The following is a 24,579-nucleotide window of genomic DNA, read 5'->3' as shown; positions in this document are numbered from 1 at the left end:
AATTGTCTTTGGATTATCGAGCAAGACGCAGTGGTTGAGTGGGCTCTACTACGCTGATTTCATCAGCTTTTACAGCCCTACTCAACTGTGCGGAGGTGGGACGACGAAATCGAATTCTAACGAATGACCGATTTCTGTCCCACTCTCTTTTTCATGTAGGCTGACAACTGACAATCTGGGAAAAAGATGGTAAGATAGAGAGTAAATAATTTGGTATTCAAACTATTTTGCCAACCAGAAAGGAAGTTCTTATGTCCTATTTTGAGAATTTTTTAAAAGCCAATCAAGCCTATGTTGAATTGCACGGAGACCTTCATCTCCCGATCAAACCGAAAACGCAAGTGGCCATTGTAACCTGTATGGACTCCCGTCTTCACGTCGCACCGGCACTAGGTCTGGCTCTTGGAGATGCCCATATTTTGCGGAATGCAGGGGGGCGCGTGACAGAGGACATGATTCGCTCTTTGGTCATTTCCCAGCAACAGATGGGCACTCGAGAAATCGTCGTCTTGCACCACACAGACTGTGGGGCGCAAACCTTTGAGAATGAAAGTTTTCGTCAGCATCTGAAGAAGGAACTGGGAGTTGATGTCGGAGACCAAGATTTCTTACCCTTTCAAGATATCTACGAGAGCGTCCGAGAAGATGTCGCTCTATTAAAAGCCTCACCGCTGATTCCAGACGATGTCATTATCTCAGGAGCTGTCTATGATGTTGATACAGGATTGATCACTGAGGTGAATTAAGAATTTTATCTGTATATGGGAGCTTATTTCTCGTGAGAAATAAGTTTTTTTATGAATCGATTTTAAAGAGAAATCTGTAGTCGAAAATTATCTCCTTTAACTATATTTAAATAGGCAAGTTCTTCAGTTTATGGTAAAATATTTTATAATTACGGGAGGTTTAAATGAAAAAAATTAAGAATGTAGCCAACATGAACTACTTGTGGTTGCTGTTAGGGTCCTATTTTATTGTTGTTTTGTTTAATTTGCTTAGATATTCGACTGAAGCGCTCTTTCTAAAATTAGGAGAAGTAGGAATTGTTGGGACAATTATCGGGGTTGTCATCAGTTACCCATTTCTATGGTTTATTGGTGAGTATAAGAAACTCATTGATATCGGTGTTCTCAATACTTTTTTGACAGCTTTGATTCTATTTGTAGCAATTCTTAAAAGTCCAACCTTATTCTTATCTCTGGGCTTGATTATGGTTTCAGTTGCTCTATTTTTATTTTTCTATCTAGACAAAATAAGGTTTGCAATTGTTTTTCCAGTATTAGTGGTGCTGTCCTTTCCCAAGCTTCTCCTTCAAGCAAGTGGTAATTTTCAAGATGAAGCTCTAAAAATTCACTCTTTTAATATCGCTGAATCAAAATTTACTTCTTTAATTTGGCCAATTTTGACTTCAGTTGTTATTGCATTATTAATCGGACTAATTATTAGTAGGTTGGCTGTAGATAAAATCAGTAAAGTATGGGTTAAACGGCTTACCTTGATTACTTTCATTATTGGGGTTTGTTATGTCCTTTACTTATCTGTTGTAGTGTATTATAAAGTCAAGGCAAATTCAGGTTCGACATTTGATATTGGGATTTTCTCTCAAATGTTTGAGAGGATGAAGACAGACTTCACACAGATAACAACGCTTGAGAGAGATAAGGCTTTATCGCACTTTGCTGTCCATATTTCTCCGATTTTTTATGCGATTCTTCCATTCTACATGTTGTTTCCTTATGTAGAAACATTAGAAATTTTACAAATTCTTATTGTGTTTTCTGCTGTAATTCCCCTCGGGCTGGTATTGAAGAAATTACAATTGCCAAAACTGTTAAATCCTTTAGTCATTGCATTGTTTTTTGTTACTCCAGCAATGACAACCAGTGGCAGTTACCACATTCATGAGAACTGCTTTTTACCCCCTTTAATTCTATGGCTCTTTTACGCTATAATCTCTCAATGGCGTTTGCGAACTATCTTGTTTGCCCTCCTCATCCTTTTTGTAAAAGAGGATTCCTTTATTTACGTACTATCACTAGGACTCTATTTTGTCTTTCAGAATCGTTTTTCTATATCTCCGAGATTCAAAAAGTGGTTATATGCTAGTACATTTTTCTTGCCGGTAATCTACTTTGGGTTTGCTATGCTTCTACTGACAAAATATGGTGAAGGTGCAATGGTTTCTCGATACAGTCATTTGTTAATGTCTGGGGAAAATGGATTGTTAATGGTGATGAAAAACACTTTCTTAAATCCACTATATGTTCTGGGAAGTCTGTTTACGGCTAAGAAACTTGGATATATCTTTTTAGTTCTGTTTCCTCTAGGCTTTTTGCCACTTGTCCAACGACGCCTATCAACTTATTTCCTTATGCTTCCTCTGCTAGCGATTAATTTGCTAACAGATTGGCTTTATCAATATGATATTAATTTCCAATATAGCTATGGATCAGTTACTCTTTTATTCATTATGGGAATATTGGCGTTGGATCAATTGAGTAATTATAAAGTAGTAGGGGAGAAGGCCCTTGTTGCTCTCGTTGCTTCGTCTTTAGTGATTTCAGGAGGGATCCTCTATAGCTACACTCATAAATGGAACTTTGAAATGAAATATTACCACAATCGAAAGGATTATTTTGAAGGGATACAATCAGTATTAAAAGATTTGCCAATTGAGTCTTCAGTAGTAACGACGGGGAGTTATACTCCAAGCCTTCGACAGCATGAAAAACTATATGATATCTACTATCATAATGATAAAAAAGTTGACTTCAATATTGATTATGTTGTTGTACCGAGAGAAACAAGGCAAGAAGGCAAAGGATTTTTTGAGGCGGATATCTTGAAAGCATATGAAGCTTCTGGCTATAAAGAAAGCTTATTCTCTACAGAAGACGTTCTTGTGTTAGAGAAGTAATTTGAAGAATTTTTTCTTGATTTTGGAGTAAAATGCAAGTGTCTTGAATGCTGTTACATCACTAATGACATTTGAATAAAGCTGTCGGTTATATGCGGCAGCTTTTTATTATTTAATAGGAGGTTGATACAAGATAAATAGTGAACTTTCTTCCATTTTATAGAGGATAAAAGGAAAATAGAAAAGGAATTCTTTTAGGTAAAAATTTATAGAATAAAATAGTTGACTTTCTATCAAACAATAAGTATCATTAAAGTAAAATCCATTTGTATCCACCTTATAAAATAAATAATTGAATCTTTGTTAAAAGGTTGGTTTAGTTGAAACGTATAGACTGAGAAAAGTGGGAAGAATTAAATAAAAGAGGAGGATTCATGAATATTAAAAAAACAACCAAGTACTCTTTGTTAGCAATTGGGGTGTTAACAACATTTCAATTAGGCCAGGTAAAAGCCAGTGCGGATTCTTTCGAAAATTCAAATGAAAGTCTTATTAAGAATCAGGATGAAAACCAGCCTGCATTGAATACGACAGTTTCTATTCCAGAATCTGAAACTAGAGCGGTTACAGAGCCAAATCCAGAAGAAAAGCCGGCAGTTGATCAGGGAGATAAGAAATATCCAGCTCCAGCTTTAACGGAAAAGGAAACAAAAAGCTCTGAGGAGGATGCTAAGAACCCTTCGACGGAAGCATCTTCTTCTGATAAAGATAGTAAAGCCGAAACAACTCTTAATAAGGATAGTGAAGGCGAAGCAAGTCCTGGTAAAGATAGTAAAACCGATCCAACTCTTAATAGTGTAGAAAAGAAGGAAGATCCAACTCTTGCTCCAGATAAACTTTCCAATGCAAGTACAAACGAAGCTGAAACGGCTGCAACTCCAATTCCTAAAATTCGTCGTAGAAGAGCTGCAGCTAGCAATACAAAAGTATACGATGATGCGGATTATGGTAAATATGTAAAAGCAACAGATTTTGGTCTTGATACGACAGGAAAAGTTGAAGCGAGTGAAGCAATCAAAAAGGCGCTCTCTGCGGCCAACGAGGTTGAGGGAGGCGCTTCTGTTATGCTATCAGGGACAGTTTTGCTGAAGAATACCTTGGTTATTGATGAAAACTATGCCAATGTAAAAGGTTTGATTGGTAGTGGTCCAAGTCGTAACAACACAAAAATCTTATTTAATAAGAAGCAAGACGGAGAACATGATCCTGAAACAAACTTGACGGATAACCGTTACGAGTCTGCAGTGCTCATTCAAAATCAGAATAACTTTACTGTGGGTCGCTTAACTGTTGAGCATGCCTATGATTCATCAGACTACACTAAGGATAATGAGTTCTACCGTAAAGGGAAATCTTACTTTGGACGTTCAAACGGGATCTACGTAAACGATTCTTCAAATGTTACGATCAATGATGTTCGTGCTATGAAATTCAACAGAGCCGGTGTCTTCTTTAGTTCAAGTAAGGCAACAGCGCAAGAGTATGATAGCAATGGAAGACCAATCCGTTATAGCAGTATTTCTGAAAAGGTTTCAAACGAAGTCAAGTCTATCGGAGATCCAGATGTTCCAATCATGGACGGTAATAAGGTAACCAATTCTTTCCTTCATAACAACCGTGTTGCGGGTGTTATGTTTGGTTACCAACGTAATTTTGTTGTAGACAATAATATCTTGTCATACAACGGTCATGTATTGGATGGTGGTACTGGATATGGTGCGGCCTCAATGGCAGGATCTTATAATGATGGTATTACCTATACTGGAAACTATACAAACTACAACTACCGTAAAGGCTTGGATATTCACGACGGGAATAAGATCCTCATCGAAAACAACGTTTCGCTCGGAGACCGTTTGAATGGTATTGAGGTCTATAACCGTGCCAATCCAATGACGGATGTCATTATTCGTAACAACAAGGTAACACAAGATCCAAACTCTAAGCTGGAAAACGATGATGATGATCCAGCTCGTTACCGTGGTTACACAGCCATCTCTATCCTAACAAATGAGAAAAACCATAAATGGACCAAACCTCTTGATAAAGGTCGTTATGTCATTTCAAATAACACCATTGAAGGTTTAACAAAATCATTTGAAAATGGCCAACTTGGAACCTTTGGTATTCTCTTTAGAAATAATGAAAGTTCAAATGATTATAGCCTGAATATCGAAGGTAATACCATCACTGGTGATTCAACAGACTATATCATCTCTGTTAACAATAATACAGCCCAAGCATCTAGAGGTGTTGAGGGTGGTGGTTCAGGTGACATCACTATTTCAAGAAACAAGATTGAAGTAGATGACATCAAGCAGTTACCGATTTACATCAATGATGATACAACTTATGTAGCAAGCGTTATTGACCGTACTACTGGAAAACGTGTAAACAAGGTTACAAAAGTACCATTTACCAAGACTAGAGGAAGCATCAACATTGATAACAATGAGTTGACCGTTTCTAAGATTAAGTCTAGATGGAAAAATGCAGTTGCTATTGAAAGCACTAACGCATCTACTATTGACGTTAATAGCAATACCTTCAAGTATAAAGACAATGAGCCATGGCAACGTTACGATGTCACTCGTAAATCAGATGGAGCAGTTATCAAAGACATCATGCAAGCTTTCTTTGGTATCAACCGTCTCAATGATACTGTTAAAGTAACAGCTACAGACAACAAATTCATTGCAGACACTCCAAACAAAAATGGTTTCTTTAGACTATACAATGGTGAGTGGGTGAACTTGAATGCTAAGAGTAATAATGTCTTCCTTGGACGTAACACTCTAGATGGCAAGCCATTAGCTCCAGTAGATATCGTTGGTGATAAAACGGTTGAAACACTTCGTACAACAACAACGACAGAGTACATCATCGAAACTCGTGAGACAGATGAACTTCCTATCGGATTTAAAGAAACTGTACAAAAAGGTGTACCTGGAAAGAAAGTTAATGTTTATAAGATTACCAAAGTTGGTAATGCAATTGTAGGTCGTCAGATTGAATCTGAGGAAGTAATTCAAGAGCCTACGAGAGAAATCGTTTTGATTGGTACAGCGACAGAAACATTTGAGACTGTTACTGAGAAAGAAACTGTTGCATACGAAACAGAAATCAGAACTGACCCAACAAAACCAAAGACTTATCAATTTGAAAATCAAGCTGGTAAGAATGGTTCGGTTGAAAAGACTTATCAAATCAGAAAACTGAATGGTAAGGAAGCCGGTAAGACATTGACGTCTGAAACAGTGGTTGACCAACCAGTCAAACGCATTATCACAGTTGGTAGTGCAGTCGAAAAAGTAGAATACACTACTGAGGTCAAGGATGTTGACTTTGAAACTGTAGTTGAATACGACTACACGAAACCAAAAGGCTACGAAGAAGTTCGTCAAGAAGGTGAAAAAGGTCGTATTGAAAGTCAGTATAAACTTACCTACCTCAATGATGAACTCGTTGATCGTACCTTGGTCAATGAAAACACCCTCAAAGAGAAGAAAAACAAAGTCATTGTTAAAGGTCTAGGTGTGGTTGTATCGATCAAATCCGTAGTTGTTGTCGAAGAAAAAGACTTCAACAAGGTTATCGAAAAAGATGAAACCCAACCAGAAGGCTACAGCAAAATTACTCAAGTCGGATCTCCTGGTACCATCACAACAACTTATGAGGTTACCTATGAGGACGATGTCGAAGTTTCTCGTAAGGAAATCTCAAAAGTCGAGAATCCAAAAGCTGTTGATGAAATCACAGTAATCGGTACTTCTAAGATGACAGAACGCACAGTGGATGAGCAAGTTGATGTTCCATTCAAGACGGTTTATGTCTCTGACAATACACTTCCACCAGGAGAAAGTGTCGTCGATGAAGAAGGAACTCCAGGACAAATTATCCGTACTTTCTTGGTAAGCTATAGAAATGGTAAAGAAATCGGTCGTACCATCGTTTCTGAACACCAGATTACAGAGGCTGTCAACCGTGTCGTTCGTGTCGGAAATGCGACACCTATTGTTGAAACCACTGAGCTTGTAGATGAGACAGAGTCAATCGATTACAATACTCTCAAAGAGTTTTCAGATCAACTTCCTGCAGGGACAACCAAGGTTATTCAGGCAGGTAAGAAGGGGCAGAAAACAAATCGCTACTCTGTAACGAAAGTGAATGGAGAAGAGACATCTCGTACATTTGTAGAATCTAATATCACTACAGATCCAGTGGATGAGATCATCCAAGTTGGAACTCGTATCAAAGAAATTAGAGAAGCAAGCGAGACAAGTCCAATTCCATTTACGGTCAAGGTTCGTAAAGACACTACGAAGCCAATTGGCTACCGAGTGACTGAGGTAGAAGGTCAAGACGGTGAGAAGTCAGACCTCTATAAAGTAACCTACATCAATGGCACTGAAACAAAACGTGAACATCTTAAGACAACAGTCGTTAAAGAAGCTGTTGACAAGGTGATTGTCGAAGGTGCTGGAGTAGAACGTGCCCTCTTTGAAATTCAAGAAGATAAGATTACAAGCACAACTGAGTATCGAAATGATGACACTCTTCCAGAAGGCGAAACGAAGATTTCTCAAGTTGGTGAAGAAGGACTCCTTCGTAAAACGATCGAAAAACGATACTTCAATGACGAGTTGCGTTCTACGAAATTAGTAGACAGCAAACTAATCAAAGAAGCAACGCCAACGATCATCTTAGTAGGTACAAAACATGTACCAACTATCAAGGTAGAACAGGATACTCAAACTGAGAAGATTGCCTATAAGACTCAAAACATAGAAGATTCAGATCTACCAAAAGGTGAGACTAAGGTGGTCCAAGTAGGACGAACTGGTCTCATTGAAAAAGTTTACCAACTAACCTATAAAGACGGCGTCTTGATCAAGACAGACTTGATCAGTAGCAAGGAAATTCAGAAAGTCCAAGACGAGATTATCCATATTGGTACTCAAGTCACTGAAACCAAAGAAATCAACACGACAAGTCCAATACCTTACAATGTTATTATTCGTAAGGACAAGACCAAGCCAGTTGGTTACAGCCTTGTTGAAGTAGAGGGCCAAGAAGGGATTCAAACAGACTACTATCAAGTAACTTACGTCAATGGTAAGGAAACAAAACGTGAACACCTCAGAACGGTCATTACAGTTCAGCCTGTTAATAAAGTCCTAGTTGAAGGTTCTGGAATCGAGCGTATAATGTTTGAAATTCAGGAAGAGCGAATCACAAGTCCAACGGAATTCCGTAATGACGACACTCTTCCAGAAGGTGAAACGAAGATTATCCAAGAAGGTCAGGATGGATTGATCCGTAAGACGATCGAGAAACAATACTTCAATGACGAAGAACGTTCTTCAAAACTGATCGAAAGTAAAACTGTCAGAGAAGCAGTTCCGACCATCATTTTAGTAGGTACAAAACATGTTCCAAATGTTAAAGTGAAGCAGGAAACGCGAACTGAAGAGACTAACTTTAGAACAGTTACCGTTATTGATGAAAGCCTGCCAAAAGGTGAACGTAAGCTTGTTCAAGAAGGTCGTGCGGGCTTAGTAGAAAAAATTTATCAGCTTACTTATAAAGATGGCATCTTAGTCAAGACGGACTTGATTAGCGTCAAAGAGTTACGTCCAGCACTCGAACAGATTATCCATATCGGTTCTCAAGTTACTGAAACCAAGGAGATCAGCTTCACAAGTGGAATCCCATACAACACCATCGTTCGGGAAGATAAGTCTAAACCTGTGACTTATCGTTTGGTCGAAGTAGAAGGCCAAGAAGGAAGTCAAACTGACTACTACCAAGTAACCTATGTCAATGGTAAAGAAACTCAACGTGAGCATCTAAGAACTGTCATCACGACTCACCCTGTTAACAAAGTCGTTGTAGTGGGTACTGGAGTTGAGCGTACAGTCTTGGTGACTGAGGATGAGGTCATTACTCATCAGACAGAATATCGCAATGACGATACTTTGCAAGAAGGTATGACTAAAGTTTTCCAAGAAGGCCAAGATGGACTCATCCATAAGACTTTTGAAAAATACTACTTTAATGATGAAGAGCGTTCTTCTACATTGGTTGATACCAAGGTTATCAGAAAGGCAGTTACTCGTGTAATCTTAGTTGGAACAAAACAACTTCCTACTATTACAACAGAGGAGCTAATTGAGATAGAAGATGTCGCCTTTGACAAGACTATTGTCGAGAATCCTAATAAAGCAGAAGGGACAGTCGCCCTCTTACAGGAAGGAAAAACAGGTAAGCGTCAATACAAATACCGCTTGACTATTCAAGATGGTCGTGTCATCAAGAAGGAATTAATCCAAGTGACACTGATCGAAGAACCTATTCATGAAATTACTGAACTTGGTACAAAAGTAGTGAAGAAGAGCGAGAAAAACGACCAACCTCAGGCTCAACTTGGTGATAAAGTTGAGGAACTCAATCATGTTTCAACAAATCCAAAAGCGGAAACCAAAGTTGAATCTATAATAAATAGCCAAAAAGATAGTGGGGAAATCCAAGAAAATCGCTTGCCAAATACAGGTGCAGAAGAGAGTTGGATCCTTTCTATCATGGGCTTTATCCTCTCAATTATCACTTTTCGTTTTTTCAATCGACAAAAAAATGAACGATAAGTGAAAAAAGGTAAAAAATACTTTGCAAATTGAAACGATTATGTTACAATGATAAAAAATTAATAAATAAGGAGTTTATTATGCAAACCACAAAAACGAGCGTTAAGCGAGTTTTAGCGCTTTTAAGTATCTTGGTTTTTTCATTAGTGACACTGACGACAGTTTTCGCTAATGAAGTAACTCAATATACTTTGAACACAGAAGTTAAAGTTGATGGTAAGCCATTGACTGCGGATACTAAGATTACGACTGGTCGTGTCTTGGAAGCAACAAATAGCCTTACTTTCCCAGATTCTCAAGCAATCAATGCTGGGGATACCTTGACTTTGGACCTTCCAAAAGAATTGGAACTTGTTACTAAACTTGAGTTCCCAATCCTTCACGCCAATGGTGATAAAGTTGGGGATGCCGTAACGGATCCAAAAACTGGTAAAGTAACTATTACTTTCACGGACTACTTCTCTAAAAACTACAAAGACAAAGTCATGTCTTTGAAATACTCAGTTCGTCCGAACGCAACAAATTTGAAAGAATCTGGTAAGTACACATTTAAGTTTGGTAAAGAAACTTACAATGTAACCTATGAGCAATACGTAGGTACTCCAGGTGACTACGAGTACAAATATGGTTACCAAGACAAAGAAAACCCTAAACGTATCAAATGGCGTATCCTTTTGAACGCTGTTCAAGATAAAATGGATAACATGGTTATCGAAGATGACTTCAGCGATCATGGTCAAGTTCTTGTAGAAGGTACATTGCGTGCAGTTCGTTATCCAAAACAACCAAACAGAATCCAAAATGAAAACGAACTCTTCAAGTTGAACCCAGATGATAACTTCACTAAGACAGCTCAATATACAAGAAATGCAGCAGGTCAAATCACAGGATTCAAATTTGAATTAAAAGAAGTTTGGGGATGGCCAATTTGGATTGAGTACACAACCGAACTTACAGAAGACCTTCCTGCAAAAACTAAAGTAGCTAACACATTGAAGTGGAAAGCAACTAACTTCCCTGATGAACGTACTATCACTAAACAAACTCGTTTAGAGACTGGTTCAGGTGAAGGTAGCGGTGATAAGACTACAACAACAACAACTACAACCACAACGACTACTACAACAACAACTACAACCACTACAACTCCGGAACCAACAACTACAACCACCACAACTCCGGAACCAACAACTACAACCACTACAACTCCGGAACCAACAACTACAACCACCACAACTCCGGAACCAACAACTACCACAACTACAACTCCAGAACCAACAACTACCACAACTACAACTCCNGAACCAACAACTACAACCACCACAACTCCGGAACCAACAACCACAACGACTACAACTCCAGAACCAACAACCACAACGACTACAACTCCAGAACCAACAACAACCACAACGACTACAACTCCAGAACCAACAACCACAACGACTACAACTCCAGAGTCAACAACTCCAGAGTCAACAACTCCAGAGTCAACAACTCCAGAGTCAACAACTCCAGAGTCAACAACTCCAGAGCCAACAACAACTCCAGAGCCAACAACAACTCCAGAGCCAACAACAACTCCAGAGCCAACAACAACTCCAGAGCCAACAACAACTCCAGAGCCAACAACAACTCCAGAGCCAACAACNACTCCAGCGCCAACAACAACTCCAGCGCCAACAACGACTCCAGCGCCAACAACAACTCCAACACCAGGAAACCCTGGCGGAAATGCAGATGGTAACGGTGGTGGACGCAAAGTCCTTCCAAATACTGGTGAAGTCGTAGCAACTGGCCTAGTATTCTCAGGAGTACTTGTCCTATCAGGTGCGATTGTAATGAAACGTAAAATGTCTAAATAATAGAAAAAGAGTTTCCGTATAAAGGAGAGAGCGAAAGCTCTCTCTTTTTTGGAAATAGAGTAGATGGAGAATAGAGATGAAATTATCGATACTCATTACATTATTGAATGAGGAGTTGGTCCTTTCTCAAACGCATGCTGCTATATCTGATCAATTGGAGCAAATGCTTGGGAAGGAACTTACCGACTATGAGATTCTCTATGTCGATGATGGAAGTAGTGATAAAACATTTGAACTCATTACAGCCATTGCAGAAGAGAATCCTCATGTAAAATATATTCGATTTAGTCGTAATTTTGGTCGTGAGAGTGGTATTTTAGCAGGCTTCAAATATGCAAGTGGTGATGCTGTGATGGTAATGGATGGAGATTTACAACATCCACCATATCTGATCCCCCTCTTTTTAGAAGCCTATAATGAGGGCTATGATATCGTCAGTGGCCAACGAACTCGAGAAGGGGAGTCCTTTATCGGAAGCACCTTTGCTCGTATGTTCTATTTCTTGTCCAATCGGTCGATGGATGTTAAACTAACGGATGGAAAATCCGAATTGAGACTCCTTAGCCGTAAAGCAATTGATGCGTTTGTTTCTATGCCAGAATACAATCGTTTCAATAAAGGCTTGTATGAATGGATTGGTTTCAAAGAGAAGGTAATTCCTTATAAAAACGAAATCCGTAAAGCTGGTAAGAGTAAGTTTGGTTTTAAAAAATCAATGAACTATGCCATTCAAGGGATTATTTCATTTAATGATCGTCCCCTTCGTGTTTGTATTCAGTTTGGATTTATCTGTTTGGGACTTGCTATTTTGTATCTTGCTTTTGAAATGATGAAGTACATGTTTGCACAAGGGAATTATGTGAGTGGCTATTTTACAACCATAGCTGCGATCATTCTATTTAGTGGTGTTCAGTTAATATTTATCGGTATTCTTGGGGAATACATTGGAAAAATTTATTACGAAGTGAAGCGCCGTCCTCATTTCATCATTGAAGATACCAATATTGATCAAGCCAATGAGAATAAGATAGGTTAAGATGTATAGGAGATAAAAATGTTAGTTTGGTTCATGCGCTTGCAAGAGCTTTGGAAAAAGAATCCCAAGAGATTTCTATATGCTTTTAGCGCTTTACTCCCAATGACAATTATGCTTGTTGTTTGGGCCTTCATGGGATCATATCCTTTTGGAACCAAAAGTTTGATGGCAGTTGACTTTGGTCAACAATACATCAGTTTCTTTGGTTTATTAAAAAATGCGGTACTCACTGGGGATCTTTCAAGTTTGAGTTATTCGTTTACTAAGTCCCTTGGTGGAGATATGATTGGGGTCCTCGGATATTATTTAATGAGTCCCTTCAATATCATTTATATTTTGACACCACTTAAGCATTTCGGTTTTGCAGTATTTTTGACAATTTGGCTCCGTTATGGCGCAATAGGAATGGCCTTCGCCTTTCTTCTTATCAAGCGCTATAAAGGATTAGAGAAAAGAAAATGGTTAGTACCGCTATTTTCGACAGCATATGCCCTTTCAGGGATGTTGGTTTCTTATCAAATGAACGTCATTTTTTATGACGCTATGATCATGCTGCCGATTGTCATTGTTTACTTGGAAGAATTATTAGATGGTGGAGCCCCTTATCGTTACTCTTTTGCATTAGGGCTGACCGTCCTACTTCAATTTTACATGGGGTACATGATTTCGATCTTTGTTGCTCTGTATGCTTGCTTCTATGTATCTCCTAGATTGATGATTGAAGGAGATCTTAAAGCGAAGATCAAAAACTTTATTGAACCTTTGTTACAGGCTGTCATTTATTCTATTATTGGGATCGGGACAGCCGCAATCCTAATTCTTCCTGTATTCTTCAACTTGGTAGAAAGTAAAGCTCAAGTTGGTGGAGGGATGACCTTCTCTTTAGCCTTCCAGATTAATCCATTGGATATTCTTGCTAAGATGGTGATTGGTGGCTTTGATACGACCTCTGGTTGGTCTGCAGGACCAAACTTACCAAATATCTATATTGGAGCGTTTGGTTTTCTTGGCTTTGTTCTCTACTTTCTCTCTAAGAATGTTTCAAAAGTTAAGAAATGGGCTGCTGGGATTGTTACTCTTGTATTCTTGACATCATTCGTCAATGAGTTTGTAAGTAAGATTTGGCATATGGGGCAAAACCCTGCCGGTTTCTTTTTCCGTTTTTCTTGGTTATTCTCATTCTTCATGTTGGTATTGGCTTACCAAGTAATGAAAGAGAAAGTAGTTATCTCTAAGCTAACTAATCTAGTCATTACACTTGGTTTGCTTCTAGCTGTTATCTACATCCATTCAAATAGCTATACCTTTATTTCGAAAATTCAACCAAAAGCAGTAACATCCTATTTCTCAAGATACTCAATTCTTCACATACTAGGTCTTCTGGCTGTTGCTTGCTTTGGTTTCTATACCTACTGGGAAAAATCAAAGAGCAATCAAAGAGAGAAAATCCTTCGAATTGGAGCTACTACTCTTTTCTTAGTGATCGCAGGATTCTTGTTGAAACAAGGCTATCTATTCTCACAATTAAGTCTAACAGCAATAATCTATCTGCTTTTATTGCTCCTATTAAATTCTAAACTATCACGTCTTTCAGTTGTCATCGTGTCAGCTTTGAGTATCTTTGAATTTGGATATAATGCATACCTTTCTCAGGTTACTCTAGGTTATGACGACGTCAATAAATTTTCAGACGCAGCTGTTTCAGTGAAACGCGTGACAGATAATATTCAAGAAAATGCAGATGAAGAATTTTATCGGATTGCAACGACTTTTGCATATTCACGGACGGTACCTTCTCTAGTATCTTATCCTGGCTTAAGTACCTTTAGTTCGAGTTTAGAAAGAAGCACCCTGGATCACTTTGCTTTAATGGGAGACCTTGGTGTTAATGCTGCTACCGAATATACAAACGGGACACCTCTAACAGATGCCTTGTACGGGATTCGTTATTATATGACGGTGAAAGATTTTGACCCAGAAGAAATGGAAGCAAATCCAGAAAAGATGTACTTCCATCGCTTTACAAATCGTTTTGATCTAGAGCGCTATTATACAGAAAAAGTATATGAAGACAAGCGATTTGTTGTCTATAAGAACCCAAATTCTTTCCCTCTTGGATATGGAACAAATGCTCTGGTTAAAAATATAAAATTTGGGGTGAACAATGCTATCGCAAACCAAAATATTATTTTGAACTCAATGGAAGGGCATCAAAAGAAAACGAGTGATTATTATGACTACTTTAAGCCGTTAGCTTTTAGTGCCATTGAAACGGAGAATGTCATTGAAGAAAAAGTAGATAAGAACACTGGGGAGGCAATCTATAAAAGAGCAGATTCTTCTAAAGAGGCCATCATTCGATATAAGGTAGTGCCACGTTCAAACTATACTTATTACTTTTTCACACCAGTGGGGTTGATTCCAAAACAAGATTACTCAGTTTTAGTGAGAGGGAAATGGTTGCCAAATAATAAAACATTTACTCAAAGACAACTTTGGCAATTAACTGATAATACTGAAAATCAAGAAACTGTGATTGAGTTTCGATTCAGAACAGATAAAATTGATATGAGCCATGCAGGAGTATATCGTGCAGATCTTGATCAAATTCAAAAAGTTTTAGATAATCGTAAGAAACAAGGTTTAGAAGTAACCAAGTTTTCTAATACCCATATTGTCGGTAATGTAAACATTACGGATGATAGTAAATTTATGATGACTTCAATCCCATATAGCGATGGATGGAAGGTCAAAGTAGATGGGAAATTTGTCCAAACTGAAAAATCTTGGAATGCCTTCTTATCCTTCCCAATCACAAAAGGGAAGCATAAGATTGAGTTCGTCTTTAAGAAAAAAGGAATTATCCTTGGTAGCTTATTATCAATCGTTTCAATTACTTCCTTAGTGATTATCATGAAGCGTTCGAAAGAAACTGTCTAAGCATGTAGGTCTACTATCTTTTAAAAAGAGAGTGGGACAGAAATCGGTAATTCGTTAGAATTCGATTTCGTCGTCCCACCTCCGCACAGTTGAGTAGGGCTGTAAAAACTGATGAAATCAGCGTAGTAGAGCCCACTAAACCACTGCGTCTTGCTCGACAATCCAAAGACAATTGAGAGGCTAGGACTTTTGTCCCAGTCTCTTTTTATTTTCTTTTGCGTGAAATGTACTTGTCAAAAAGGAAAGGAAAATGAAGTGATGTAGAAGATTACTGAAAAGGGCTAGGTGACGTATCTTGATAGCCGAATGCTCCATCATCTATAAAAGAAGATCCACCAAATTAGAAGATAGTAAAAAATCGTACCAAGTGGGAAATAAAGTGACAATTTTGTGAAAACAATTGCAATATGACTAAGATTATGTAAAAAAAATAGTTAAAATAACCAAAATTCTATAATTTGTTGACGAAACACTACTTCTTTGTTACCATTCAATGTGTATCAAAGAAAAAAATAATATGAAAAAGGAGATACAACAAATGAAGGAATTGTTTAATAGGCGCCAGCGCTTTTCTTTAAGAAAATATAGCATTGGTGTTTGTTCTGTGTTACTAGGGACAGCACTTTTTGCTGTCGGAGCGCCGTCAGTAGCTGCGGATGAAGCTGTTTCTGCTTCTCAGCCAAGCGAAGTGGTTGCAGTCTCAAGTCCCCAAGCTGAAGAATCTCAGTCGGCTAAAGAAGTGGCCCCTGAAAACACCAACGCTGAAGGAGCAGAGGCCCCTAAGAGCGCTCCAGTTGCTGAAGAAAAAGCCGCTGAAGCTACACCAGCAGCAACTGAAACTCCAGTAGCAACTGCAGAAAAAGCTGAGGTAGCAAAACCATCTACAGATGAAGTTGCTAAACCAGAGGCTACTAAGGAAGAAGCAAAACCAGAAGTTGCTGAAGGAGAAACTAAAAAAGAAGAAAAAGCAACTGAAGCTACAACAGCAGCTGAAGCAAAACCAGCAACAGACGAATCAAACAAACCAAAAGTACGTAGTCGTCGTGCTACTACTAACGAAGCTGTATCTGGAGACCACAACTCTAACCCAGTAGCAGTAAGCACTTACTTAAAAGATGGGGAAAAAGTAACTCCAGAAATTAAAGATGCTAACGGTGCAACTGTAAGCTCTCAACCTGTACCAGCTGGTTACTCTGCTAAAGAAGGCGATTACTATACATACGCTATTTGGGATCTTACTAGATTCAATGAACGTTATGGTACAAAATACTATGCTCGTGCTTATAAGAGATTTGATGAATCTACAGATACAACTGTTGAATTAATCGATAAAACGACTGGTAATGTGGTAGAAACAAGAACGGTTACTTCATCAAGTGGCGTTCAAAAATTCACTACTACCACAGCTGCGTCTAATAGTGAATTAACCTTCCAAGTAGATTATAAAGCTGGACTTGCTCAAGAAAAAGGTAAAACAATTCAACCATTCATTCAAAATGGGTATGAAGTTGGAAAGAGTATAACAGATTTAGTGGCTGCTGGACACCAATTGACACCTGCAGAGCAAGCACTTCATACTGCGGTTTATAACGCTCGTACAACAACAGATATTCTAAACGTTGTTGAACCAGCTTATAACGGTCGTACAATTACTGATTCAAATGCTAAAATACCAGAGGCAATTAATAAAACAACTTACTATAAAGTAGTTGATAAAAACAATCCTACATTCAATGCAAATAAAACAGATAAAACTGTTCAAGATTACAAAGAAAATGGTAATGAAGTAGATTTAGCTAGATATGCTACTAAAGCTATGGAAGGTCAAAGCTTCACAGCATCTGGTGAACGTCAATTTGATGGATATAAATTGTATCAAACAGCTGATGCAAACGATAAATCTGGTTATGTCAGTCGTCCTTATACTGTTGGGACGAAATTTATGGATGCAGACCGTTATGGTATTAAACGGATTAAAGAAGTTGTTGGAGAAGATGGTTCGGTAGTTATTCGTGTTTACTTACTAGATCCAAAACAACAAAGTAAACGTTCTGATGGTTCATTAAGTACTGATGGCTACATGTTGATAGCAGAAACGAAACCGATTAAACCAGGTGAAGCTAATACGCAAGAACTAGTTGTTAAAAAATCACCTCTTAATACGATTGCACATACTGTAACAGATCCAAAAACAGGAGCGCAAACTCAATATCCAAATGGTAAAGAAGTTGCATTCGATTTCCAAAGTTCAGCAGGATATACACCTAAGAAAACAGTATTCGTACCATTCTTGGGAGATGGAATTGGACACGGTTCAGCTAACGCACAATTAGAACGTGGAGTTGGTGGTATCGGTACAAACGTTGACTTGCTTAACACTTTGACGCCACATAAACAACCGGTCTACTACTATGTCAAACAAGAGCCAGTTGAAGTCACTCCAGAAGTTGAAAAACAATTGGAAGGACGTGTATTAGCAAACGGTGAGTTCACATTCAAGCTAAAAGAAGTACAACCAAATAAGTCACTTCCTTCATATGAAGAAACTGTTACGAACAAAGCAGATGGAAAAGCTACATTCAGCAAATTAACATTTAACAAAGCGGGTACTTACACTTACACCATCACTGAAACACCAGGTTCAGATGCAAATGTTGATTATGATGCAATGACAGTTACTATGACTGTTACTGTTACGGAGAATGCTCAAGGTGATTTACAAGCTGCAGTTAAATACAGTGCTGAAGGTGGATTCAAGTCAAGTGCTGATGATAAAATCTTCAACAATTACGTTGTAGCACCAGTTAAAACTAAATTCGACTTCACTAAGAAATTAGCTGGACGTGAACTGAAAGACGGAGAATTCAAATTCGTTCTTAAAGATGCAAACGGACAAGAAGTTGAAACTGTAACCAACAAAGCAGACGGGACTGTAACATTTACAGAATTATCATTCGACAACTCTAAAGTGGGTATTCACACGTATACAGTAGAAGAAGTGATCCCTGCAGCGAAAGAAGCTGGAATGGTATATGATACTATGAAAGCAACTATCACTGTTGAAGTTGCTAAGAACGGTCATACTCTGACAACTGTAACAAATGTATCATCAACAGGTGGGGTAGATGCGAACGGTAACGCTACTGATGGAACTGAGGATAAAGAGTTCAATAACAAAATAACTCCTCCAGAAACGCCTGTATTCCAACCAGAAAAGTTCGTCCTTAACAAAGAAAAATTTGATATTACTGGTTCAAAACTCGTTGACGATGATCATGAGTTGACAGATGAGTATACAGAAACAAATGCTAACCCATATGTTGATGATACAAACAATAATGAAGCAGAAAACATCAATACGAAAACTGTTGAACGCGGTGATAAATTAGTTTACCAAGTATGGTTGGACACTAAGAATTTCACTGACAAGAATAACATCCAATCTTTAGGTATCTCTGATACATACGAAGCAAATAAATTGACTGTTAACGCTACTGACATCAAGGCTTATGACAGCATAACTGGTGAAGATGTAACAGCTAAATTTGATATTACAGTAGCTAACGGAGTCATTACAGCTACATCTAAAGCTTCTATGAACAAATCTTTAGGTGATGCAGAAAATACTCAAGTTATCGACACAACTAAATTTGCATTTGGTCGCTACTACAAATTCGATATTCCAGCAACTGTTAAAGCAGACGTTGCAGGTGGAGTAGACATCGAAAACAAAGCCAATCAGATTGTTCACGTTTACAACCCAGTAAGCAAATCTGTAGAAACTCCAGAAAAACCAACTCAAAAACGTGTGAACAGTGTGCCAATCACTGTAGAATTCAACTTCACGAAACGTTTGGAAGGTCGTGAGCTTAAAGCGAACGAATTTAGCTTCGTACTGAAAGATTCAACTGGTAAAGAAATTCAAACGGTTAAGAATGATGCGGCAGGAAACGTTAAGTTCTCAGCATTGAAATTCAAAAAAGGTGAAGAAGGAGCTCACAAATATACTGTTGAAGAGGTTAAAGGTGCAGACGTAACTGTCACTTACGATACAATGAAGGCAGAAGTGACTGTAACAGTATCTCACGACGGTACAGCTAAAGCATTGGTTGCTAACGTAACTGAACCAGCTGATAAAGAGTTCAACAATACAGTAACTCCTCCAACAGAACCTAAGTTCCAACCAGAGAAGTATGTGTTGAATGAAGAGAAATACTCAATCACTGAAAACAAACTTCTTGATGATGATGCTGAGTTGACTGATAAATATGGTGAAACAAATACAAACCCATATGTAGATGGAACTTCAAACAACGAAGCAGAAAACATCAATACCAAGACTGTGAAACGCGGTGATAAATTAGTTTACCAAGTATGGTTGGATACAACTAAATTCTCAGAAACTAACAAAGAAAATGTTCAATCAGTAGGAATCTCAGATGACTACGATGAAGCGAAGTTGGATCTTGATGCTACTAAGATCAAAGCTTACGACTCAGTAACAGGCGATGATGTAACAGCTAAATTCGATATCGCTGTGAACAATGGTGTGATCACTGCAACTCTTAAAGCTGGCTTCACTAAGTCACTTGGAGACGCAGAAAACACTCAAATCATCGATACAACTAAGTTTGCATTCGGGCGATATTACAAGTTCGACATCCCAACAACAGTTAAACAATCAGTTGCAGCTGGTGTAGATATCGAAAATACTGCGGCTCAAGTAGTCAACTACTACAACCCAACAACTAAGAAAGTTGAAAAACCAGAAAAACCAACTCAAAAACGTGTCAACAACGTACCACTTTCAGTAGAATTCAACTTTACGAAGAAGTTGGAAGGACGTGAGTTGAAAGATCAAGAATTCAGCTTCGTGCTTAAAGATTCGACAGGTAAAGAACTTCAAACTGTGAAGAATGATGCTGACGGAAAAGTTAAATTCTCAGCTCTTACATTTAAGAAGGGTGATGAAGGAACTTACAACTATACTGTTGAAGAAGTTGTTGGAACAGACGCAACTGTTACATACGATACAATGGTAGCTACAGTTAAAGTTGTGGTATCTCATGATGGAACAGCTAAAGCATTAGTTACAAACGTGACAGACGCTGAAGACAAAGAGTTCAACAACGTGGTAACTCCACCAGAAGAACCTAAGTTCCAACCAGAGAAATACGTTGTTTCTGAAGAGAAATTCGATATCACAGGCGACAAGCTCGTTGATGATGACAAAGAATTGGCAGACAAGTACGCAGATACAAATACTAACCCATATGCGGACGATGCATCAAACAACGAAAAACAAAACTTGAACACTAAGACTGTTAAACGTGGCGCTAAATTGGTTTACCAAGTATGGTTGGATACAACTCAATTCGACGCAGCTAACAAGGACAATATTCAATCAGTAGGAATCTCTGATGACTATGATGAAGCTAAATTGGACCTTGATGCTACTAAGATTAAAGCTTACGATTCAGTAACTGGCGATGATGTAACAGCTAAATTCGATATCACAGTTGAAGGTGGAGTGATCACTGCAACTCTTAAAGCTGGCTTCACGAAGTCATTGGGTGATGCAGAAAACACTCAAATCATCGATACAACTAAGTTCGCATTTGGACGTTACTACAAGTTCGACATCCCAACAAAAGTTAAAGCTGATGTGGCAGCTGGTGTAGACATCGAAAATACTGCGGCTCAAGTAGTCAACTACTACAACCCAACAACTAAGAAAGTTGAAAAACCAAGCAAACCAACTGAAAAACGTGTAAATAGCGTTCCAGTTCCACTTGATCTTAAATTCACGAAATCTCTTGAAGGTCGTCAATTGCAAGATCAAGAATTCACATTCGTTCTTAAGAAAGATGGCAATGTTGTCGAAACAGTGAAGAATGACGCTGCTGGTAAAATTACCTTCAAGACTCTTGAATTTGGTAAAGACGATCTTGGTAAGACTTATAACTATACTGTAGAGGAAGTAGCTGGAACAGACGCAACAGTCAAATACGACACAATGGTTGCGACTGTTAAAGTTGTGGTATCTCACGATGGAACAGCGAAAGCTCTCATCACTAACGTAACAGATCCAGCAGATAAAGAGTTCAACAACAAGGTGACTCCGCCAGAAACTCCAGAATTCAATCCAGAGAAGTATATCCTGAATGAATCTAAATTCGATATTACAGGTGACAAACTCGTTGATGATGATAAAGAGTTAGCAAACAAGGTAGCGGATACTAATAAAGATCCATATGCCGATAAGGTTGATAACAACGAAGCTCAAAATATCAATACGAAGACACTTAAGAAGGGTGATAAAGTATACTACCAAGTATGGTTGGATACAACTAAGTTCACTGAAGCGCACAATATTCAATCTGTAGGTGTAACAGATAAATATGACAGCGAAAACTTAGACGTCAACGTAGCAGAAATTAAAGCATACGACTCTGTAACAGGAGAAGATGTGACAGCTAAATTTGATATCAAGGTTGAAAATGGTGTGATCACTGCAACTTCTAAGACAGACTTGACTAAGTCACTTGGAGATGCAGAAAACACTCCAGTAATCGACACTGCTAAATTGGCATTCGGACGTTACTACAAGTTTGAGATCCCTGCAACTATCAAAGCGACAGCTAAAGATGGTGTAGATATCGAAAACACTGCTTCACAAACTGTTCACCAATACGATCCAACTAAGAAATCTGTTGAAAAACCAGAAAAACCAACAGAAAAACGTGTTGTTAACATCCCAACTAAAGTTGAATTTAACTTCACTAAGAAACTTGAAGGACGTGAGCTAAAAGAAGGTGAATTTAGCTTCGTACTTAAAGATAAAGATGGAAAAGTTATTGAAACAGTTAAGAACGATGCATCAGGAAACATCAAGTTCTCTGCATTAGAGTTCAAACGTGGTGAAGAAGGAACTCACACTTACACAGTGGAAGAAGTCAAAGGTACTGAAGCAGGAGTTGAATACGATAAGATGGTAGCTACAGTAACAGTAACAGTTACTAAAGATGGCAAAGTCTTAACAGCAACTTCTCAATTACCGGAAGATGCTGAGTTCAACAACAAGGTAATTCCACCAAAACCACCAGTAACACCACCAACACCACCGGTAACGCCGCCAACACCACCGGTGACACCACCAACACCACCGGTAACACCGCCAACACCACCGGTAACACCGCCAGCACCAGAACTTCCTTCTACTGGTGAAGAACAATCAGCTTCTGTTGCATTGTTAGGCGCTGCTCTTGGTTTGGTTGGATTGGCTGGCCTTGCAAGACGCAAGAAAAACGAAGACTAAACAAGTAGTTGAAACTACTGATTCGAACTAGTGTCGTGATTAGTTTAGTTTTCCACAAGGAGGCCTCGCTCTAAGGAGTGGGGCCTTTTTGTTATTTCTTGAAAGCATTGAAATCACGTCTTGCAATATGATACAATAGAGGATATTTACAATAGTTAGGACAAAGGTATGCTTATTTCGATTATTTCACAAGGCTTGATCTGGGCTATTTTAGGGCTAGGGATCTTTATGACCTTCCGTATCTTGGATTTCCCAGATATGACCACAGAGGGCTCCTTTCCACTAGGGGGAGCAGTCGCAGTAACCTTGATCACCAAAGGGGTTCATCCTTTATTAGCCACTCTAGTGGCCGTAGGCGCGGGGTGTTTGGCTGGATTGGCTACAGGTCTACTTTATACCAAAGGGAAGATTCCGACGCTCTTATCGGGGATTTTGGTGATGACTTCCTGTAACTCAGTCATTCTCTTTGTGATGCAACGGGCCAACCTAGGCTTATTAGGATACTCAAAAATCCAAGATATGATTCCTATCGCCAGTGGCGTAAACGAGATTATCATTGGGATCATCTTTGTGACCTTAGTGATTGCTGCCATGCTTTTCTTTTTAGATACTAAACTGGGGCAGGCTTATATTGCGACAGGGGATAATCCTGAGATGGCTAAGAGCTTTGGGATTCATACCAGCCGGATGGAGTTGATGGGGCTAGTGGTTTCTAATGGGATTATTGCCTTGTCGGGTGCCTTGATGGCCCAGCAAGAAGGCTATGCAGATGCATCTCGAGGAATCGGGGTTATCGTCGTTGGCTTGGCTAGCTTGATTATCGGAGAGGTCCTTTTCTCAAAACTGACCTTAGCAGAACGTTTACTTAGTATCGTTATTGGATCGATCATTTATCAATTCTTGATTTGGGCTGTGATTGCTATTGGGGTCAATACCAGCTACATCCGTATCTTTAGTGCTATCATCTTGGCTATCTGTCTCATGATTCCAACCTTTAAAGAGAAACTGCTGAAAGGAGTCAAACTCAGCAAATGACCGCAATTGTAGAATTAAAAAATGCCACCATAGTGGTGAACAATGGCTTGAATGAAGAAAAAGTCATTTTGGATAATGTCTCTTTGGAGATTCATGAGCATGACTTTATCACCATTCTTGGGGGCAATGGTGCTGGGAAGTCAACTCTCTTCAACACCTTGGCTGGGACCCTTCCGCTGACGAGTGGTCAAGTCTTGATCAAGGGAGAGGATGTGACTCACTATGGTCCAGAAAAACGGGCAAAATACCTATCCCGTGTCTTCCAAGATCCAAAGATGGGGACAGCCCCTCGTATGACAGTGGCTGAAAATCTCCTGATTGCAAAATTCCGAGGAGAAAAGCGGGGTTTGGTTCCTCGTCGCCTTGCCCACTACAAAGACGAATTTAAAGAGGTTTTGAGCCAGATTGGCAATGGTTTAGAGAGGCATGTCGATACGGCGGTAGAATTCTTATCTGGCGGACAACGTCAAGCCTTGAGCCTTTTGATGGCTACCCTGAAACGCCCTGAACTCTTACTCTTGGACGAACATACAGCTGCGCTCGATCCCAAGACGAGTCAAGCCTTGATGGAGCTGACGGATCGTTTTGTCAAAACAGATCGACTGACTGCCTTGATGATTACCCACCATATGGAGGATGCGCTCAAGTACGGAAATCGCTTGATTGTTATGCAGGATGGAAAGATTATCCAGGACTTGAATCAAGAGGAAAAGGCTAAGATGGCCTTGTCTGATTACTACCGTTTCTTTGAGTAAATTTAGAAACTAGTTTCAGTGTGTAATCGCTTGCAATACCGATATTAAAGGAGTATACTATAGGTGAAGATA

General features: G+C 38.9%; 9 protein-coding genes. All 9 read left to right on the top strand.

Annotated elements, in window-relative coordinates:
- The first annotated feature begins 251 nt into the window (after window positions 1-251).
- The 9 genes from D8785_RS04430 (at window position 252) to D8785_RS04385 (ending at window position 24,507) form a co-directional block, all read left to right on the top strand.
- Complete coding sequence (locus D8785_RS04430) at window positions 252-746, top strand: beta-class carbonic anhydrase (RefSeq protein WP_125374611.1); 495 nt, start codon at window positions 252-254, stop codon at window positions 744-746.
- Between the two features lie 164 nt (window positions 747-910).
- Window positions 911-2,917, top strand: a complete 2,007-nt coding sequence (locus tag D8785_RS04425; protein ID WP_125374610.1) for a DUF2079 domain-containing protein — start codon at window positions 911-913, stop codon at window positions 2,915-2,917.
- 374 nt (window positions 2,918-3,291) lie between these two features.
- On the top strand, window positions 3,292-9,561 hold the full coding sequence (locus D8785_RS04420; RefSeq protein WP_125374609.1) for a G5 domain-containing protein: 6,270 nt from the start codon (window positions 3,292-3,294) through the stop codon (window positions 9,559-9,561).
- A gap of 80 nt (window positions 9,562-9,641) precedes the next feature.
- On the top strand, window positions 9,642-11,423 hold the full coding sequence (locus tag D8785_RS04415; protein WP_125374608.1) for an Ig-like domain-containing protein: 1,782 nt from the start codon (window positions 9,642-9,644) through the stop codon (window positions 11,421-11,423).
- A 76-nt stretch (window positions 11,424-11,499) separates the two neighbouring features.
- Entirely contained in the window at window positions 11,500-12,459 is a 960-nt protein-coding gene (gene pgfS / locus D8785_RS04410) for a glycosyltransferase PgfS (protein WP_125374607.1), read from the top strand.
- A gap of 18 nt (window positions 12,460-12,477) precedes the next feature.
- The gene (pgfM1, locus tag D8785_RS04405; protein ID WP_125374606.1) at window positions 12,478-15,399 is read left to right on the top strand and encodes a glycosyltransferase PgfM1; all 2,922 of its coding nucleotides are present in this window, start codon (window positions 12,478-12,480) and stop codon (window positions 15,397-15,399) included.
- A 538-nt stretch (window positions 15,400-15,937) separates the two neighbouring features.
- Entirely contained in the window at window positions 15,938-22,717 is a 6,780-nt protein-coding gene (locus D8785_RS04395; RefSeq protein ID WP_125374605.1) for an SspB-related isopeptide-forming adhesin, read from the top strand.
- A 168-nt stretch (window positions 22,718-22,885) separates the two neighbouring features.
- Window positions 22,886-23,752: an ABC transporter permease gene (locus D8785_RS04390; protein ID WP_023024568.1), complete on the top strand. Its 867-nt coding sequence runs from the start codon at window positions 22,886-22,888 to the stop codon at window positions 23,750-23,752.
- Window positions 23,749-24,507, top strand: coding sequence for an ABC transporter ATP-binding protein (locus tag D8785_RS04385; protein WP_120701530.1), 759 nt, complete (start codon window positions 23,749-23,751; stop codon window positions 24,505-24,507). The genes D8785_RS04390 and D8785_RS04385 overlap by 4 nt, the downstream gene beginning before the upstream one ends.
- Window positions 24,508-24,579 lie beyond the last annotated feature (72 nt).

The sequence above is a fragment of the Streptococcus australis genome, assembly GCF_003943615.1.
Lineage (GTDB): Bacteria > Bacillota > Bacilli > Lactobacillales > Streptococcaceae > Streptococcus > Streptococcus australis_C.
The sequence above is the reverse complement of the archived record's forward strand: the minus strand, read 5'-3'. Positions and strand labels throughout refer to the sequence as shown.

Coding starts and splice junctions, on each gene's coding strand:
- D8785_RS04430 (WP_125374611.1), top strand. CDS start 252: ATGTCCTATTTTGAGAATTTTTTAAAAGCCAATCAAGCCTATGTTGAA.
- D8785_RS04425 (WP_125374610.1), top strand. CDS start 911: ATGAAAAAAATTAAGAATGTAGCCAACATGAACTACTTGTGGTTGCTG.
- D8785_RS04420 (WP_125374609.1), top strand. CDS start 3,292: ATGAATATTAAAAAAACAACCAAGTACTCTTTGTTAGCAATTGGGGTG.
- pgfS (WP_125374607.1), top strand. CDS start 11,500: ATGAAATTATCGATACTCATTACATTATTGAATGAGGAGTTGGTCCTT.
- pgfM1 (WP_125374606.1), top strand. CDS start 12,478: ATGTTAGTTTGGTTCATGCGCTTGCAAGAGCTTTGGAAAAAGAATCCC.
- D8785_RS04395 (WP_125374605.1), top strand. CDS start 15,938: ATGAAGGAATTGTTTAATAGGCGCCAGCGCTTTTCTTTAAGAAAATAT.
- D8785_RS04390 (WP_023024568.1), top strand. CDS start 22,886: ATGCTTATTTCGATTATTTCACAAGGCTTGATCTGGGCTATTTTAGGG.
- D8785_RS04385 (WP_120701530.1), top strand. CDS start 23,749: ATGACCGCAATTGTAGAATTAAAAAATGCCACCATAGTGGTGAACAAT.